The following is a 17,119-nucleotide window of genomic DNA, read 5'->3' as shown; positions in this document are numbered from 1 at the left end:
CGCTCAATGCAATCGGTTCCCCCGTCAGCGGGGGAGCCTTTCCTGTTGCACATAAGCGGCCCGGACATGCCGTCATAACCAAACGTGCAACCGATGCGACCTGGGGACAACATGCAGGACGAAAACGGTATCTCGTTCTTCGGCGCCCTGTGGAATGGACTGGTCTGGTTCATTCAGAACATTGCCGAAGCCTTCTATAATTTCGGATACGCCATCACGCATCCGCAGCTCTGGCTGGACTGGTCGAACAAAGAAGCAATCATGCGCTTTGTTTATTATGGCGGGTCTGTCGAGTTCTTCTTCGTGATCTTCGCGCTGTTTCTGGTGCTGACGGCCATTGGTCTTTACTATCGGAACTTCATGTGGGGAATGGTGCGCGGGCTCGAGGGCTTCGCCAATACCACTGGCCGCTTCTTTGCGTGGGCGGGATTGCTGATGGTAATTCAGCAGATCGTTATCGTATTCATGCAGCGGGTGTTCACACGGCCGGATATGTCCTTTGGGCTGGGTATACCTTTTCAAATGGATATCAGTTGGTTCGCCGAAGAACTTAAACTCTACAACGCCATGGTTGTCTGCCTCTGCTGCACTTATACATTCGTGCAGGGCGGCCATGTGCGCGTTGACCTGATCTATGCGGGCATCAGTCACAAGGCCAAACGCGTCGTTGATATGTGCGGGGCGGTTCTGTTCATGATGCCCATGGCCGTTCTGACCTGGATGTATGGATGGTACTTCATGTGGCGGCACCTGATCGTGCCGAAACCCTCGGCCAGTGACACGCTGGATAGGCTTGTGGCCAAGTCCCGAGCGCTGCGTTGGAACGTGGAAACCATCGGGTTTAGTCCTAACGGGTTCAACGCCTACTTCCTGTTCAAAATCCTGCTGGTGGTCTTTGCCGCCATGGTGTTCCTGCACGCGATTGCGTTCCTGTATCGCTCGTATCTGGAATACGTGGAAGGGCCGGAAAGTGAAGGAAAATACCTCGACAAGGACAGCCTTGGCGAGGGTGAAGAAGCCTACGAAGGCGCGCATTAGGGACGGAGAACCAGACAATGCTATTCGGACTTGATGGCGTCGAGATAGGCCTCATTATCGTATTTTTCTGCCTCTTCGGAGGCATTCTTTCGGGTTTCCCCGTGGCCTTTGCCATCGGTGGGGCCGGGGTGATTTCGTTCGGGATTATCGCTGCTTTGGATAGTGCCGGACTGTTGATCCACCAGGCGATCGACACCGGCTCGCAAGCCTACCGCGACGTGGTGAATTCTGGCGTCAAACCTGACGTGATATCCGTGTTCCGATACCCGGATTTGCCAAGGATCGCCGAGCCGGTCTTTGTACAAGGCTGGGAAACCGCGCTGGACCGGAATGTTTCCTTCATCGTGAACCGCATGAACGAACGTGTTCTGGCCGGGCAGTCGATCGAGACGCTGCTGGCGGTGCTTATGTTCGTTCTGATGGGCATCACGCTGGAGCGTTCAAAAATTGCAAACGACCTGCTGACCACGATGGCGCGCGTCTTTGGCCCGCTGCCCGGTGGCCTTGCGGTCTCGATTGTGGTCGTGGGCGCGTTCCTTGCTGCCTCGACCGGAATCGTCGGCGCGACCGTTGTTACCATGGGACTGTTGGCCCTGCCGACCATGCTGCGGAACAACTATTCGCCGGAATTGGCGACAGGTGTGATCGCGGCCTCGGGTACGTTGGGGCAGATCATTCCACCGTCCATCGTGATCGTTCTGCTAGGTACACTGGCTGGTGACCTCTATTCGACCGCGCAGGAAACACGCGCGGTTGAGGCCGGGTGCACCGACGCACTGACCTATCTGGGCGAGCCTGCAGTTGTTTCGGTGGGTACACTGTTCCAGGCGGCGCTGCTGCCTGGGATCATGTTGGCGCTGCTCTATGCGCTCTATGCCTTTGGCTATGCGCTGTTGAACCCGGAAAAGGCCCCGGCTGTTGAATTGTCGGGAGGCTCGGGTGAAACCATCACGCGCTCGGAAGGGCTGACCTGGCTGCTGGGCGCTCCGGTTGCTCTGATTTTTGGCGCGGTGCTTCTGGGAAGCGCGGGAGTGATTGGCAGCCAGAACATCTCGGTCTCGGCATTTACGGATATCGGGCAGGGCGCCTCGCTGCGCACGAACGTGTCCGAAGAGTGTAAGGCTTCGATGATCGAACTGCATGGGCAATCAGCCTGGGACCAGGCCGTGGCCGAGCAGGAAGCGATTGACGAAGCAGGTGGTTCGTCCGAAGCCCAGCGTCTGAGCGAAGAGGAACTGGCTGCTGCGCAAGAGGCCAAGATCGCCGCTGCAGCGCCAATTGGCAACGGTGTCGCCGTGATTGTGGTACTGCTGGGTCTGACACTGGTACTGGGTCGCGGAATCGCACCGTCGCAAGCGCCGCAGCCTCTGATCGTCGGAGCGATTGGCCTGTTGCTGATGCTGTTGGTCGACGTGTTGCTGATCGCGCCAACGACTTCGTCCGGGGCTACGTTCCTGATACTCGCCATACCTTTTGCGCTCGCAATGCATGGGTGCAAAGAAGCTGCCGCCCGTTGCGCGACCAATGATCTGATCCGTGTGGTCTTCCCACCGCTGGTGCTGATCATCGCGGTGTTGGGTTCGATTCTTGGCGGTGTCACCAACCCTACGCCGGCTGCGGCACTGGGGGCGGGTGGAGCGATCATGCTAGCGGCCTATCGGAAACTTCAGGATCAGAACCGGTCGGGCAAAGTGATCATCTGGTCGACCTTCGCGGTGATCATCGCACTGGTGATGGGGGTGAACTTCGATCTGCGCATCAATCAGGGCAATGTTTCGGTTGAAAGCTGGATCGCGTTCATCATCGCCTATTCGGCCTACCTCTATGCGCTGTTCGGCTTGATCTACGGCTGCTGGGTGCTGTTCTCAAGCGGGGTTCTGACACCGGTGGTGCGTGAGACAGCGAAGGTGACGTCGATGGTCTTCACCATCCTGATCGGATCGCAACTGCTGAACCTGGTGGTGATTTCCTTTGGTGGAGAGCACTATATCCAGCAGTTCCTGCGCAGCTTTGATAATGAATTCACGGTCTTCCTGATAGTGATGCTGGTGCTGTTCATTCTTGGCTTTGTGCTGGATTTCCTTGAGATCATCTACATTGTGATCCCGATCGTGGGCCCCGTGATCTATGGCGGATCGTTTGATCCGAAATGGGTGACCATCATGGTGGCGGTGAACCTGCAGACCTCGTTCCTGACGCCTCCGTTCGGATTTGCGCTGTTCTATCTCAGGGGTGTTGCGCCGAAAGAGGTCACCACTGGCCACATCTATCGCGGCATCATACCGTTCGTGATCATTCAGGTTGTGGGCATCGCAATCCTGTGGTTCTTCCCGTCGATTGTAACCATCGTTCCTGACCTGATTCCGAACTGATCTGTCGCTTAGACTGACGAATACGGAGGCCCATTAGGGCCTCCGTTTGTTTTCAGGAATTCGGCTGTGGGTGTGTCAGCCTTTCAAACTCCGCTTCAGTGGCATGATCGATTGCAAGGTCTGTGGTCTCGACAAGTCCGGCATTGGGATTGTCGAACGTGGCCTTGTCCAGCTTGCCGACCTTTTGCCCGACAATGGTGGTCACCACCACATCGCCAGTGACATTCACAACCGTCCGCATCATATCGAGGATCCGGTCGACGGCCAGAATGATGCCGATGCCTTCCAGCGGCATACCCAACTGGTTCAGAACCATCGCCAGCATCACTATCCCCACACCGGGCACACCTGCCGTGCCGATTGAGGCCAGAACTGAGATTGAAATCACGGTCAGATAACCGCTTAGCCCCAGATCAATGCCATAGGCATTAGCCAGAAAAACGGTCGCCACTCCATGCATGATTGCGGTGCCATCCATGTTGATCGTCGCCCCTAGGGGAATACCGAACGACGCCACGGAACGGTCAACGCCGACTCTCTGAGTCACGCATTGTAAGCTGGCCGGAATTGTCGCGTTCGAGCTTGAGGTCGAGAACGCAAACACCTGCGCCGAGCGCATCTTGCGCAGGAATACCCGAGGGCTCAGCCCGGTCGTAAAATACAGCAGCGCCATCAACGTGACACACAGATGGAATACCAGCGTCAGGCTGATCGTGGTCAGATAGCCGATCACCGGTCCGAACAGGCCAAAGCCCTCCATCGCAAAGGTTTTGGCAATCAGGCTGAAGACGCCGATGGGGGCGAAGGCCATGACGATATTGACGATCTTCATCGCCAGTTCATTCATGAACTCGCAGCCTTCCACAAAGGCCTTGGCGCGGCTGCCCATCATTAGCACTGCAATACCAACGACCATCACGTAGAAGATGATCTGCAGCATCTCACCATTGGCCAGAGCGTTGATCGGGTTCTTTGGGATGATGTTCGCCAGTATTTCCCCAGTGGTCTGTGGGTTGGCGACGCTTACGCTATCACCGGCCAGATGCAGGCTCGTGAATCCGGTACCCGGCCCAATGAGGCCCGCAAAGATCAAGGCAGTTGTCACGGCCAAGGCCGTGGTGGCCAGATAGGTAACGAAGGTCAGCCCTCCGACACGGCCCAGCAATTTGACATCGCCAATGCCGACAACGCCGCACAGCAATGAGAATACAACCAGCGGCACAACAAGCATCTGAAGTGCATTAAGGAACATTTGCCCAAACATGGACAGCACACCCTGCACAAGTGTTGCGTTGAGCGCAGCGATATCGAGATAGTTCAAGACCAGACCAAAGATCGAGCCCAAGGCGAGCGCGACCAGGATCTGGGTCGTCAGCGTGGCCGAAACCAGTCGGCGTGCGGCATACGTCATTTTCCCCCTCCTTCAGAACCTCTGCGACAGGGTGGGAGGCCTGCCGTAGCGACAATAAAGCCAGCCCGGTCAGCGTCTGATTGAGCTGCGGGTTTCAGGTTTGGGCTGGACGTTTAGAAGTGCGGCTAATTTGGTGACCTTGCGTCAACTTTCAATCGCACGGGCGGGGGAAGGTCGATTAAGATTGCTTAACAATTGGGCGCAGCATGGCGGAAGGTAGTTTAAAGCGATGAAAAAAATGTATTTATTTTGTCGATACAGGTGCTGAAAATTCGATCAAATCCCAACGATTTCCGAAAGGATCCCGCCAGACGGCGACAATTCCATAGGGTTCATGGCGCGGGCGCTCTTCAAATCCTACGCCTGCTTCCAGCATCGCCGCGTGATCGCGGTAGAAATCATCTGTTTCGAGGAAAAAGCCAACGCGCCCACCGGTTTGATTGCCGACCGATGCGATCTGTTCCGCGCCCACCGCCTTGGCCAGCAACAACGAAGCACCATCCGAGCCCGGAGGCGTGATCCGCACCCAGCGTTTACCATCGCCCAGATCAATATCCTGCGTCAGAGTAAAGCACAGCACTTTGGTGTAGAACGCGATCGCTGCGTCATAATCCGGGACGACCAGCGTCACCGCATGAAGGCTCTGACGCATGATAGATTAACCTTTGGTGGGGTGGCGGTCAGGCAGCTGGATGTTGGCCACCTGCTCGGCAATCGGGGCCGACGAAAGGGGGTGGTGGGCCGTATGGTCACACTGCTCGGGATTTTTAATTCGCTGCCATTCACCCTGCATATAGACCTGCAAGCCCGCGAATTTGGCCTTGTACCCCATCTTGGGGCTGCCGGGCACCCAATAGCCCAGATAAATATAGGGCAACCCAGCCTCGCGCGCGATCTCGATATGGTCGAGAATCATGTAAGTGCCCAGAGAGCTTTGCTGGAACTCTGGATCGTAGAATGAGTAAACCATGCTCAGCCCGTCATCCAGTACATCGGTCAAACTGACGGCGATCAGCTCGCCGGTTTCGGGATCGGCATATTCTACGACTCGGCTGCGGATCGGGGTTTCCTCGATCATCGCGGCGAATTCGAAGACATCCATATCGGCCATGCCGCCATCCGCATGGCGCGCGTCCAGATACCGACGGAACAGGTCGAACTGTTCATCCGTTGCCCAGGGCGATGTTGCACGTCGGATCAAGTAGGAATTGCGCTTGTGGGCCCGTTTTTGGCTTTTGCTTGGCTGAAAGGCTGACACATCGATACGGGCAGATAGACAGGCGGCGCAGTCGGTGCAGGACGGGCGATATAGAACGTTCTGCGAGCGGCGAAATCCTTGTTGCGAAAGGCAATTGTTCAATTGATCCGCACCTTCCCCCTGTAGGGCGGTGAACAGTTTGCGCTCCATCCTGCCCTCAAGGTAAGGGCAGGGCTGGGGTGCCGTCACATAGAATTGTGGCGCAATTGGCAGCGTGTGTCGCATGAAGGTCCCGCATTTCCTCGGAACCGATGATAGCAACGGTTTTTGGCGCAGCCAAGTGTTTCACTCAGGTGTTTTTAGGCGCGCTGGTTGATCATCACGGTGCCGAGGAAGGCATCGGTCAGGCCCTGACAGCGGGCGCTGGTCATCATCATGATGACCGAAATGATCTGTAGTACCGGGATCGCCATGCTGACAAAGTAACCTGCCGTATGTGCAATGGCTTTGCCCGTATCCATCCGGGCGCCAAACGCGTCACGCAGCTCGATCCCCATGAACCGCATCCCCAGTGTGGCCGAGCCGTTGGCGATGGTGACGACGCGATAGACAAAGCTGATGACGGCGTAGATCAGCGCCAGAATGAAGAAGCCCATGCCAAAGGTCAGCAGGATCGCAACCGTGCAGAGCAATGAGATAAAGGCGATATCGAACAGCCACGCAAAAAAGCGCTTGGTCGCTACGGACTGATAGAATTCGGGTTGGCTGTCAGGGTCAGGCAGATGAGACATATACTGTGGTCCGGGTCTTGTACGGTAACACCCTGTCCCGATGGCCGGGACAGGGCAAGTTGCGATCAGGCAGTTTGTTCGCCATTTTCGCTGTCGTCACGGTTGTCGCGGGCGCGTTCATCCATGAACTCGTCGAATTCGGCCTTGTCCTTGGCTTCGCGCAGGCGGTGCAAGAAGGCCTCAAAGTCTTTCTGTTCGCGCTCCAACCGGGCCAGAGTGTCGGCCTTGTAGGCGTCAAACGCGCTGTTGCCCGAAGGTTTCATGGCGCTCATGTGGCTGTTCCACGACGAACGGCGGCTGCAGGATTTGCTGAACATGCGTTTGCTCCAGATCATATAGGCAAGAAAGGCCAGGCCGATGGGCCAGAAGAAGATAAAGCCAAGGACCATTGCGGCGATCCAGGCGCCTTTGCCCTTGCTATCAAGCCAGGCTTCGCTTCGGTGCAGCCATCCCGGATTTTGGGGAACGGCGTGGTCGGACAATGCGGTCATGTGCTCTCTCCAGTTAGGATGTAAATTCTTTTCACATTACCAAGATGGGAGGGGGGGTAGGTGGTTGCAAGGGGGATGTGAAAAAGATTTACATTTTTCGGAATCCAGAGTCTGACCGGGCGGATCAATCAGCGGGGTGAAGCGCGCCATGGTTTTATTCAAATTTCGACATGGATAATTGCAGCAAGTCGTTTTCTGGTTTCTTCGCTCACTGGTCCCCGGATCAAAGCCGCCTATCTGGGCGGAGAAGTGTGAGGACGCTGTGAAACTGCTTGTTGTAAATCCCAACACCACCGCCTCCATGACGCGAAAGATCGAAGAAGCTGCACGGGTCGCTGCGCATTTCGAAACCACGATCATTGCCGCCAATTCGCAAGAAGGCCCCGCCAGCATTCAGGGCTATCTGGATGTCTCTACCTGTGTTCCCGGTCTTCTGGAGGTCGTGAAGGCGCATGCTGATGCGGACGCAATTGTTGTTGCTTGTTTCGATGATACCGGAGTCGACGCCGTGCGCTGCGTCACTTCGGCGCCAGTCATCGGCGTTGGGGAGGCGGCCTACCACGCGGCGTCCATGATCAGTCCAAAATTTAGCGTCATCACCACTTTGTCCCGATCTCTAGCAGGGCTAGAGGCAAACTTGTTGCGATACGGCTTAGATCGCAGATGTGTCAGGGTTCGGGCTTCGGATGTACCGGTTTTGAAGCTGGAGGAAAACGATCCCAAGACCATCGACATAATACGGGCAGAGATACGCGCCGCAATCGAGGAAGACCGAGCGGAAGCGATTGTTCTGGGCTGCGCTGGCATGACAGATCTGATGTCACAACTGTCCGAAGAGTTCGGCCTGCCGGTGGTAGATGGCGTTGCATGTGCCGTCACTTTTGCCGAAGCCCTTGTCAAATCCAGATTGACGACGTCAAAGCTTTGTTCTTATTCCTAGCCGGTTTTTTTAACTAATTGCGTCAGAGGTCGAGTGGTAGCAATGGCATGTTGCTTATCAAAATTGTTAATTGATGCGTTCAATCGTTGAAACTAGTTGATGCAAAAGATCATTTGCCGCGGCGGATGGCAGGCAATGCGCAGGGCGCATGATTGAAATATTCAGCGCAACCTCGGGAAAGAATGCTCGAAAGACAACCGAAGGCGATTATTACTGCCCGTTGATGTATCCGCTCACGGTGGTCGGGTCGCAAAGACTATGGAAAAGCTCTTTTTCGACCAATTAAGTCAGGGTGAAAGGCTCTGAGTTCGAAGCCGTGTTCGAACCGAGCTTACTACAGAACGAAGGCAACGAGGGTTGCGATCAGGTTCGGGTCCCCCAACTGAATCGCTGCCCTTGGGCGGCCTAATAGCGATTTGGTGTCCCGTGTATATCCTAGAATTACGGGCACAAAATCTGGGCTGGAGCATCAGCGTATATCTGCGTCCAGAAATTCAGTGCACGGCGACAACGCCTCATAGTAGGCATAGCCCGCTGGTTTGCCCTTGATCTACGCCAGCCGGTCCGACGCGATGTCCATGGCCCAGATGTCATTCATACGCTCAATCTCAGATCGGCTGGATCAGCGCGCTCAAATCAGCGGGGGTAACGCTCGACGAAAGGTAAGTGACGCATATGATCCGCAAAGGTCAAATCAGACCCAGAACCTGTCCGTTTCATCAATTCGCTGAACCAGCCGCTTAACAATCTAAACCTTAGCAACGGACGCCACGAGGTTTCGCAGTTCACGAGTTTCCGTTGTCCAGTTTTGAAGCGTAATAGAAGGCAATCGCCTGCGCGCGGTTCTTGATCGACAGCTTGTCGTAAATGTTCGACAGATGGAACTTTACCGTGTTGGTCGAAATCTGCAGCTCTTTCGACAATTCCTTGTTAGACATGCCCTGCGCCAGCGCCTCAAGGATAGCGAGTTCTTTGCGCGACAAAGTCTGCAACGGGTTTTGATGCATTTTGCGCACGTCGATATAGGGAAATACCATTTTGCCCTTAGCGACATCGACACAGGTTTCCAGCAAGCCTTCGACCTCGCCCGAACGCGGCGCGAACCCTGCGGCCCCGGCCTGCATAGCCTGACGCGGTACGTCCCCAGCCTCGTCCCCATAGACCACAAAGCGTGGCGCGTTGGTCTGTTCGCGCAGAACCTCAATCAGTTTTGCCGCGCCCAAAGCAGGAAGTTCCCAGGACACGATCCCCACCTGAACCGGCACCCGCATGACTGTGCCCAGAAATCCCTCGGCGGTCGCTGAAGTGGCCACCAGAGAGAATCGCGGGTCGCGCTCGAAGATCTCGGACATGGCCGACAGCACCAAAGGGTTGTTGTTGGCCAGCATGACATCAATGGGGCGTTGAGATGTGTCGGACATTGTTTTCCCGTCTGATTTTAACTAAACCTACCTATTTTGGTGGGGATGCTTTCAGTATACATTGGCATATTTACCAAAATGGGTAGGTTATTACCCGCCTAACAAGATATGCTAAAGCTGTAGTAAGTTACGTTGCGCCCCGGCGCAAGTTTCAGTTTTCCTCTGGGTCAAGGCGATCGGCGGTATCGAACACACCCGACGCACAGGAGGAGCACATGACGTTTCAGATCTATCCAACGCTCGACATCCCCGAGACGCTGGCCGCTGGCCCAGGACCGGGAAACACCGACGCACGTGTTTTGCAGGCGTTTGCCAGCGCCGGCGTTGCCGACCACATGCAGAGCGACGTGCTGCGTGGCATGATCGAATGCAAGCACATGCTGCGTCTGATCTGGGGCACCGCCAACACCCATACCTTCGCGGTTGCTGGCACCGGATGGAGTGGGCTGGACACCATGTTCTCGGCGGTGATGCCGGGTGACAAGGTTGTGGCCTTCACCAATGGCACCTTCTCGGGCATCGATGCGATGACTCTGCGGATCAAGGCTGCAACACCGGAAGAGCACGCGACCAACCCTCTGGACCCACAAGCCGCGAGTGTCGCCGTTATTGAAATTCCCCACGGCCAGCCCGTCACAGGCGAGATGGTCGAAGAGGTGTTGGCCTCGCACAAACCGAAGTGGGCCTTCATGGCGCATTGGGAAACCGGGTCGGGTCGGGTCAACGACCTGCGTGGCTTCTCGGATGCCTGTGAACGCCACGATGTGATGGGTTTGATCGATGCCGTATCGTCGCTGGGTATCGCGGATTTCCGCATCGATGACTATCCGGGTGTCGCAGGATGGGCCTCGTGCCCGCAAAAAGGGCTGTGCTGCCTACCGCTGACCTATGCGCCGGTCAGCTTCACCGACGCCTATATCGACGCGCTGAAGACCTCCGGCGCCTATACATACGTCCACAACCCGATTTTCGAAGCACGCCACTGGGGCATCGTTGACGGGCAAGACGTGGAAAAGGGCACCTATCACCGTACCCATTCGGGCTATGCGGTCGCCGCCTTCCATGAATCGCTACGCCTGACTCTGCAGGAGGGATTGGCCAAACGTGCGCATTCCTATCGCACGCATGAGGCCGTCCTGCGCGACGCCGTCACCGCGATGGGTTGCCAGGTCACATCGGACATGCCCAGCCTTGTGGTATTGAACCTGCCCGCAGAGCTGGCGGGTCGTGAGATGGAGTTGGTACAGAACTGCCGCGCCCGTGGCTTTGGCATCTGGCCCACGCTCAGCGCCCCGGTTCAAGTCCGTATCGGCATCCTGAACCAACTAACCCACCAATCGGTCAGTCGCATCGTCAGGCTGTTCGCCCAGGCCATCCGCGAGATGGGCGGCTCGGTTGATTTCGAAGCCATCGAAGCACTTTTGGAAAGTCGCTACGGCACATCTATCGCTGCATAACGGGAGGGAATGCAGATGGATATCCATGAATATCAGGCGAAAGAACTTCTTTCGAATTTCGGCGTCGAGGTCCCTTCGGGGGCTTTGGCCTACAGCCCCGAGCAAGCGGCATATCGCGCGCGTGAGTTGGGTGGTGACAAGTGGGTCATTAAGGCGCAAGTCCATGCCGGCGGGCGTGGAAAGGCCGGTGGTGTAAAGCTGTGCAACTCGGAAAGCGAAATATACGAGGCTTGTGACGAGATGTTTGGCCGCAAGCTGGTGACGCACCAGACCGGCCCCGAGGGCAAAGGCATCTACCGCGTCTATGTGGAGGCCGCCGTACCGATTGATCGCGAGATTTATCTGGGCTTTGTGCTGGATCGGTCCAGTCAGCGGGTGATGATCGTGGCCTCTTCGGAAGGTGGGATGGAGATCGAAGAAATCTCATCTGAGCGCCCCGACAGTATCGTACGCTCAATCGTTGAACCTGCCGTTGGACTGCAGGAGTTTCAGGCCCGCGAAATAGCGTTTAATCTGGGGCTGGAACCTCGCCTAATTCAACACATGGTCCGTACCCTGCAGGGTTGCTATGCTGCGTTCAGCGAGCTGGACGCGACTATGGTCGAGATCAACCCGCTGGTCATCACTGGTGACGACCGTGTGCTGGCGTTGGACGCGAAGATGAGCTTTGACGACAATGCCCTGTTTCGCCATCCGCAGGTTGCTGAATTGCGCGACAAAAGTCAGGAAGACCCGCGCGAAAGCCGCGCGGCGGATCGCGGACTGTCTTATGTCGGACTGGACGGCAATATCGGCTGTATCGTGAACGGTGCCGGTTTGGCCATGGCCACGATGGACACCATCAAGCTGGCTGGCGGTGAACCTGCGAACTTTCTGGACATCGGTGGCGGTGCCTCGCCCGAGCGGGTGGCCAAGGCGTTCCGACTGGTACTGTCCGATGACAACGTTCAGGCGGTGCTGGTCAATATCTTCGCAGGCATTAACCGCTGTGACTGGGTGGCCGAGGGCGTAGTGCAGGCGCTGCGCGAGTTGGAAATCGACCTGCCGGTCATCGTGCGTCTGGCGGGCACCAATGTCGAGGAAGGTCAGAAGATCCTGGCCAAATCGGGCCTGCCAATCATCCGCGCGACAACCCTTATGGAAGCCGCTGAACGCGCTGTGGGTGCATGGCGCAACGATCTGTCCCAAAACACCAAGATGAGGGCTGTGTAATGAGCATTCTTCTGGACCGCGACACCCGCGTTATCGTTCAGGGCATCACCGGACGCATGGCGCGCCTGCATACCAAGGATATGGTGCAATATGGCACCAACGTCGTTGGCGGCGTTGTTCCCGGCAAAGGCGGAGAGGCCGTCGAAGGCGTACCCGTATTCGACACCGTCAAACAGGCGGTTGAGGCCACTGGCGCCGAGGCTAGCCTTGTCTTCGTGCCTCCGCCGTTTGCGGCGGATTCGATCATGGAGGCCGCAGATGCCGGTATTCGCTATTGCGTCTGCATCACAGACGGCATCCCCGCGCAGGACATGATCCGCGTAAAACGCTACATGTACCGCTATCCTAAGGACAAGCGCATGGTGCTGACCGGTCCGAACTGTGCCGGTACCATCAGCCCCGGTAAGGCGCTGCTGGGCATCATGCCGGGCCATATCTATCTGCCGGGCACTGTGGGGATCATCGGACGCTCGGGCACGCTGGGTTATGAGGCTGCGGCGCAGTTGAAAGAGCGCGGCATCGGTGTCTCAACCAGCGTCGGCATTGGCGGCGATCCAATCAACGGCTCGTCCTTCCGCGATATCCTTGAGCGGTTCGAACAGGACGAAGACACCGAGGTCATAGCTATGATCGGCGAGATCGGCGGCCCTCAGGAAGCCGAGGCTGCAGAATATATTCGTGACCACGTAACCAAGCCTGTTGTGGCCTATGTCGCGGGTCTGACCGCGCCCAAGGGCCGGACCATGGGCCATGCTGGTGCAATCATCTCGGCCTTTGGCGAAAGCGCCAGCGAGAAGGTGGAAATCCTGTCAGCGGCTGGTGTGACGGTTGCTGAAAACCCCGCGGTGATCGGCGAGACTATCGCCCGTGTCATGGGAAAGGCTGCGTGATGGTCAAACCTTCGGTCCTTGTCACCCGTCGCTGGCCTGCCGCCGTCGAGGCGCAACTGGCCGAAAACTACAACGCCGTGCTGAATACCGGGGACATTCCGATGTCTCCTGCTGAATTCCGCGACGCGTTGAAGACATACGACGCGGTTCTGCCCACCGTCACCGACACGCTTAGCGCCGAGGCGCTGGACGTGGCCGCAGCTCATACCAAGATTTTGGCCAATTACGGCGTCGGGTACAGCCATATCTGTGAACCGGCAGCCCGTGATCTGGGCATGACAGTGACTAACACGCCCGATGTTCTGTCTGAATGCACCGCTGATCTGGCCATGACCCTGCTTCTGATGGTCGCCCGTCGCGCCGGTGAGGGCGAGCGCGAGCTACGCGCAGGCGGCTGGACCGGCTGGCGTCCGACCCATCTGGTCGGCACCAAGGTCAGCGGCAAGACGCTGGGCATCATCGGCTTTGGCCGCATCGGTCAGGAAATGGCCCGCCGCGCTCATCACGGTTTCGGCATGAAAATTCTCGTACAGAACCGCAGCACCGTGTCGCCAGACGTACTGAAGCAATTCAACGCCACGCAGGTCGAGACAGTGGACGATCTGTTACCGCAGTGCGATTTCGTCTCGCTGCATTGCCCCGGCGGGGCCGCGAACCGGCACCTGATCAACGGGCGCAGGCTGGACTTGATGAAACCCGACGCCTTCCTGATCAACACCGCGCGCGGTGAGGTGGTGGACGAGCGCGCTTTGGTACAGTCGCTGATGTTCGACACGATCGGCGGCGCTGCGCTGGATGTTTTCGACGGCGAGCCGCGCATCAACCCTGACCTGTTGCAATGCGACAACTTGGTGATGCTGCCGCATCTGGGCAGCGCAACAAAAGAATCGCGCGAAGCCATGGGCTTTCGCGTGCTGGACAATCTGGGCGACTTCTTCGCTGGTCGCCCACCCCGTGACCGCGTGATCTGACGAACCCTTCTTCAAAGGAGCAAAACCCATGAGCTTTTATGCCATCGAACAGGCCCCCGCGCGCCTGAACCGCAGCGAACTCGCCGTGCCGGGCAGCCAGCCCGGCATGTTCGAAAAAGCCGCGAACTCGGATGTGGACGTGATCTTCCTAGATCTCGAAGACGCGGTAGCCCCGGATGAAAAAGAGCAGGCCCGCAAGAACATCATTCAAGCCCTGAACGATATCGACTGGGGCAGCAAGACAATGTCGGTGCGCATCAACGGGCTGGATACGCATTACATGTATCGCGACGTTGTGGATGTAGTCGAACAAGCCGGTGCGCGGCTGGACCTGATCATGATCCCCAAGGTCGGCACAGCAGCAGATGTCTATGCCGTCGATATGATGGTCACGCAGATCGAAGACGCGATGGGTTATAAGAAACGCATCGGGTTCGAGCATATCATCGAGACCGCTCTGGGCATGCAGAATGTCAGCGAAATCGCGGCGGCCTCGAGCCGCAATGAGAGCCTGCACTTCGGTGTGGCGGACTATGCAGCCTCGACCCGCGCACGGACCACGATCATCGGTGGTGTGAACCCCGACTATTCGGTTCTGACCGACCCGGATGGCGATGCTGCGCGCGCGACCCATTGGGGCGATATGTGGCACTACGCGCTCGCCCGCATGGTTGTCGCCGCCCGTGCCAACGGCCTGCGTCCGATTGATGGTCCGTTCGGTGATTTCCAGGATCCTGAAGGCTATAAGGCAGCTGCCAAAAGGGCGGCGGTGTTGGGCTGCGAAGGCAAATGGGCCATCCACCCTAGCCAGATCGCTCTGGCGAACGAGGTCATGTCACCCAGCGATGCCGAAGTCACCAAGGCGCAGCGTATCCTTGTTGCTATGGCCGAGGCCGAGACAGCAGGCAAAGGTGCGGTGTCGCTGGATGGTCGTCTGATCGACTATGCCTCGATCCGCCAGGCGGAGGTCATGGTCGAAAAGGCTCGCCAGATTGCGGCAGCGTGATTTTAGCCCGCATTGGGCACTGAAGTAGGGGTGCGCGCGCTTGCCTCGGCAGGTCCGGGGCAGGCAACATCTGCAGGCTTCGGTGGTCATTCATTCGATATGGCTGAGGTCTGCAACACACTACCCTGAACACTCACAGCCTTGCCTGAAAACGATGTTTTTCGGACCAAACCAGATAGGTTCTGTCGCAATCTACGATCCCAACTGTCGCTTGCAAGGTAGTTCTTTTGGCGGCGTTCGCAAAACAGACAGGAGCGGTACGTTCTGATCTTACTCAAGGGAGCACATTTTCCTGATGAAGTGATCTTCCACGCGGTTTTCCACTACCTGCGTTAGCGTGTTTCTTGCCGGGACCAGAAGAAACCATGTCGGAGCGGAGCGTAGTCTTGGACCACGCTGCACTGAACCGCCTTTTGAACGAGACCAATAGCATACCGTCAACTGGATAATACTTTTCGCCAAACTGACGCTAGATCCGCCAAGGTCAATGGTCAAAAGATTGCAACGGGTCCCGTTACGACAGAACCGGCTTCTATAAAGTGGCAACGGCGCAAACGCGGTTTTGAACCATGTCAATTTTGACGACGACAGCAGGGGGCCAAGACGTTCAATCAGTGTCGCATGATAGGTATTAAGCCAGATGACCTAAGCCTCGGTCAAAAACTGAATCTGCAGCATGGTGGTTTGAACAGGGCACCATGTCAGGTTCGAAAGCTGCATGAACCCGTCATCGACTCGTAAGATCTCGAACAGGTTTACGATCCGGATACCGAACTATTCGGGCACATAAGAGCCTGGTTCGCAATGAAGGGCGATCTTGTGACCGAACGTGATGCCGAGTAAGCGCATTCTGCGCTTCCGACAAGCGTCATCAGCTCATTTTATACTGACTCACAACTACACGGGTTATCCAATGGTTCGTCAGGCACGTGGCATGGTGCGTGCGGGCGAGCTGGGCAAGCTGCGGTTGGTGCAAGTGGAATATGCGCAAGACTGGCTGGCCGTACCCACCGCATCGGACAACAAGCAGTCCGACCGGCGCACCGACCCAATTCGGTCCGGTGCTGGTGTAATTGGTGATATCGGTACTCACGCGTTCAATCTGGCACATTTTGTAACTGCGAAGTGCCATCGCACCTTGCCGCTGACCTTTCAAGCTTGGTTCCGGGCCGCCAGGTGGACGACAACGCCCACGTCTTGATGCGCTATGCTAGTGGCGCGCGTGGAATGCTATGGGCCAGTCACGTGGCCGTGGGAAACGAAAACGGCCTGCGTTTGCGGGTTTATGGCGAACGTGGTGGTCTGGAGTGGTCACAGGAACACCCTAACCACCTACAATTCACCCGCGTTGGCCAGCCTATGCAGCTCCTGACACGTGGATCAGGATCGGTGCTGCCGCAAGCCGCCCAACGAGCAACTCGCATCCCTCCGGGCCACCCTGAAGGATATTTGGAAGGCTTTGCAACCCTCTACGCCGAGGCCGCCGAACTGATCCGATGTGAGGATAAGGCGGACCACTTACTGCCCGGTCTTTTTGACGGTTTGTTGGGTATGGCGTTTATCTCAAGCGTACTGGCATCGGCCAAGACGAAGGCCGATGGTGCCGCATGAGTGCATAAGGGTTCTGCAGCGAAGCCTCCTGAAGTTTTAAGAAATGCATCTGACCTGCGGTATAAAGTGGTCAGTTCTTTGAGTTTCTGAAAGGAACAGACTCCAAGCGTTAGCTGACCTTTACGGATCATGCGCGCGACCTCGATTGTCGGCAAAAAAGTGCGGGGCGATACTTGTAGTAAAGCGTCCACATTGGCTGACATTGTCGCAAACAACTTCAAACTGGAATACAGATTTGAATCAGTTTCAGTTTGCTCACACCTTTGATGGGTTGGCATTGAGGGCCAGACAGAAAATGGCCTCCGAAATA

At 56.8% G+C, this 17,119-nt stretch carries 16 protein-coding genes; 10 read left to right on the top strand and 6 right to left on the bottom strand.

Features of this window, described 5'->3' with window-relative positions:
• The first annotated feature begins 111 nt into the window (after window positions 1-111).
• Both ACR0NE_RS06965 and ACR0NE_RS06960 read left to right on the top strand, forming a co-directional pair.
• On the top strand, window positions 112-1,038 hold the full coding sequence (locus tag ACR0NE_RS06965) for a TRAP transporter small permease subunit (RefSeq protein WP_170598117.1): 927 nt from the start codon (window positions 112-114) through the stop codon (window positions 1,036-1,038).
• A 17-nt stretch (window positions 1,039-1,055) separates the two neighbouring features.
• The gene (locus ACR0NE_RS06960; RefSeq protein WP_170598119.1) at window positions 1,056-3,410 is read left to right on the top strand and encodes a TRAP transporter large permease subunit; all 2,355 of its coding nucleotides are present in this window, start codon (window positions 1,056-1,058) and stop codon (window positions 3,408-3,410) included.
• Between the two features lie 52 nt (window positions 3,411-3,462).
• Here the strand turns inward: ACR0NE_RS06960 and ACR0NE_RS06955 are convergent, their stop codons facing one another.
• The 5 genes from ACR0NE_RS06955 to ACR0NE_RS06935 all read right to left on the bottom strand — a co-directional run bounded on the left by ACR0NE_RS06955 (window position 3,463) and on the right by ACR0NE_RS06935 (window position 7,301).
• Complete coding sequence (locus ACR0NE_RS06955; protein WP_170598121.1) at window positions 3,463-4,821, bottom strand: dicarboxylate/amino acid:cation symporter; 1,359 nt, start codon at window positions 4,819-4,821, stop codon at window positions 3,463-3,465.
• Window positions 4,822-5,065: 244 nt separating this feature from the next.
• Window positions 5,066-5,473 carry a VOC family protein gene (locus tag ACR0NE_RS06950; RefSeq protein ID WP_170396600.1) on the bottom strand — a complete coding sequence of 136 codons (408 nt, stop codon included), beginning with the start codon at window positions 5,471-5,473 and terminating at the stop codon, window positions 5,066-5,068.
• Between the two features lie 6 nt (window positions 5,474-5,479).
• The gene (locus ACR0NE_RS06945; protein WP_170396602.1) at window positions 5,480-6,304 is read right to left on the bottom strand and encodes an arginyltransferase; all 825 of its coding nucleotides are present in this window, start codon (window positions 6,302-6,304) and stop codon (window positions 5,480-5,482) included.
• A 74-nt stretch (window positions 6,305-6,378) separates the two neighbouring features.
• A complete protein-coding gene (locus ACR0NE_RS06940; RefSeq protein ID WP_170396604.1) occupies window positions 6,379-6,810 on the bottom strand; it encodes an RDD family protein in 432 nt (143 codons plus the stop codon).
• A 65-nt stretch (window positions 6,811-6,875) separates the two neighbouring features.
• Window positions 6,876-7,301, bottom strand: a complete 426-nt coding sequence (locus tag ACR0NE_RS06935; protein WP_170598123.1) for a DUF2852 domain-containing protein — start codon at window positions 7,299-7,301, stop codon at window positions 6,876-6,878.
• A gap of 262 nt (window positions 7,302-7,563) precedes the next feature.
• On the opposite strand from ACR0NE_RS06935, the gene ACR0NE_RS06930 reads away from it, so the two are divergent.
• Entirely contained in the window at window positions 7,564-8,241 is a 678-nt protein-coding gene (locus tag ACR0NE_RS06930; RefSeq protein WP_170598126.1) for an aspartate/glutamate racemase family protein, read from the top strand.
• A gap of 785 nt (window positions 8,242-9,026) precedes the next feature.
• Here ACR0NE_RS06930 and ACR0NE_RS06925 read toward each other — a convergent pair.
• Window positions 9,027-9,662: a response regulator transcription factor gene (locus tag ACR0NE_RS06925; RefSeq protein ID WP_255612072.1), complete on the bottom strand. Its 636-nt coding sequence runs from the start codon at window positions 9,660-9,662 to the stop codon at window positions 9,027-9,029.
• Between the two features lie 215 nt (window positions 9,663-9,877).
• On the opposite strand from ACR0NE_RS06925, the gene ACR0NE_RS06920 reads away from it, so the two are divergent.
• The 7 genes from ACR0NE_RS06920 (at window position 9,878) to ACR0NE_RS06890 (ending at window position 16,809) form a co-directional block, all read left to right on the top strand.
• A complete protein-coding gene (locus ACR0NE_RS06920; protein WP_170598129.1) occupies window positions 9,878-11,119 on the top strand; it encodes an alanine--glyoxylate aminotransferase family protein in 1,242 nt (413 codons plus the stop codon).
• Window positions 11,120-11,134: 15 nt separating this feature from the next.
• The gene (locus tag ACR0NE_RS06915) at window positions 11,135-12,331 is read left to right on the top strand and encodes a malate--CoA ligase subunit beta (protein ID WP_170396612.1); all 1,197 of its coding nucleotides are present in this window, start codon (window positions 11,135-11,137) and stop codon (window positions 12,329-12,331) included.
• Window positions 12,331-13,221 carry a succinate--CoA ligase subunit alpha gene (sucD, locus tag ACR0NE_RS06910; RefSeq protein WP_170598132.1) on the top strand — a complete coding sequence of 297 codons (891 nt, stop codon included), beginning with the start codon at window positions 12,331-12,333 and terminating at the stop codon, window positions 13,219-13,221. Before ACR0NE_RS06915 ends, sucD begins: the two co-directional genes overlap by 1 nt.
• Complete coding sequence (locus tag ACR0NE_RS06905) at window positions 13,221-14,192, top strand: 2-hydroxyacid dehydrogenase (protein WP_170598135.1); 972 nt, start codon at window positions 13,221-13,223, stop codon at window positions 14,190-14,192. Before sucD ends, ACR0NE_RS06905 begins: the two co-directional genes overlap by 1 nt.
• A 28-nt stretch (window positions 14,193-14,220) precedes the next feature.
• Window positions 14,221-15,198, top strand: a complete 978-nt coding sequence (locus ACR0NE_RS06900) for an HpcH/HpaI aldolase/citrate lyase family protein (protein ID WP_170598138.1) — start codon at window positions 14,221-14,223, stop codon at window positions 15,196-15,198.
• Between the two features lie 913 nt (window positions 15,199-16,111).
• Window positions 16,112-16,399, top strand: coding sequence for a Gfo/Idh/MocA family protein (locus ACR0NE_RS06895; protein WP_480459296.1), 288 nt, complete (start codon window positions 16,112-16,114; stop codon window positions 16,397-16,399).
• Window positions 16,375-16,809: a Gfo/Idh/MocA family oxidoreductase gene (locus ACR0NE_RS06890; protein WP_480459297.1), complete on the top strand. Its 435-nt coding sequence runs from the start codon at window positions 16,375-16,377 to the stop codon at window positions 16,807-16,809. The genes ACR0NE_RS06895 and ACR0NE_RS06890 overlap by 25 nt, the downstream gene beginning before the upstream one ends.
• The last annotated feature ends 310 nt before the right edge of the window (window positions 16,810-17,119 follow it).

This window comes from Ruegeria sp. C9, assembly GCF_056537585.1.
This window is presented reverse-complemented; position numbering and strand designations above follow the sequence as displayed.

Coding starts and splice junctions, on each gene's coding strand:
- ACR0NE_RS06965 (WP_170598117.1), top strand. CDS start 112: ATGCAGGACGAAAACGGTATCTCGTTCTTCGGCGCCCTGTGGAATGGA.
- ACR0NE_RS06960 (WP_170598119.1), top strand. CDS start 1,056: ATGCTATTCGGACTTGATGGCGTCGAGATAGGCCTCATTATCGTATTT.
- ACR0NE_RS06955 (WP_170598121.1), bottom strand. CDS start 4,821: ATGACGTATGCCGCACGCCGACTGGTTTCGGCCACGCTGACGACCCAG.
- ACR0NE_RS06950 (WP_170396600.1), bottom strand. CDS start 5,473: ATGCGTCAGAGCCTTCATGCGGTGACGCTGGTCGTCCCGGATTATGAC.
- ACR0NE_RS06945 (WP_170396602.1), bottom strand. CDS start 6,304: ATGCGACACACGCTGCCAATTGCGCCACAATTCTATGTGACGGCACCC.
- ACR0NE_RS06940 (WP_170396604.1), bottom strand. CDS start 6,810: ATGTCTCATCTGCCTGACCCTGACAGCCAACCCGAATTCTATCAGTCC.
- ACR0NE_RS06935 (WP_170598123.1), bottom strand. CDS start 7,301: ATGACCGCATTGTCCGACCACGCCGTTCCCCAAAATCCGGGATGGCTG.
- ACR0NE_RS06925 (WP_255612072.1), bottom strand. CDS start 9,662: ATGTCCGACACATCTCAACGCCCCATTGATGTCATGCTGGCCAACAAC.
- ACR0NE_RS06920 (WP_170598129.1), top strand. CDS start 9,878: ATGACGTTTCAGATCTATCCAACGCTCGACATCCCCGAGACGCTGGCC.
- ACR0NE_RS06915 (WP_170396612.1), top strand. CDS start 11,135: ATGGATATCCATGAATATCAGGCGAAAGAACTTCTTTCGAATTTCGGC.
- sucD (WP_170598132.1), top strand. CDS start 12,331: ATGAGCATTCTTCTGGACCGCGACACCCGCGTTATCGTTCAGGGCATC.
- ACR0NE_RS06905 (WP_170598135.1), top strand. CDS start 13,221: ATGGTCAAACCTTCGGTCCTTGTCACCCGTCGCTGGCCTGCCGCCGTC.
- ACR0NE_RS06900 (WP_170598138.1), top strand. CDS start 14,221: ATGAGCTTTTATGCCATCGAACAGGCCCCCGCGCGCCTGAACCGCAGC.
- ACR0NE_RS06895 (WP_480459296.1), top strand. CDS start 16,112: ATGGTTCGTCAGGCACGTGGCATGGTGCGTGCGGGCGAGCTGGGCAAG.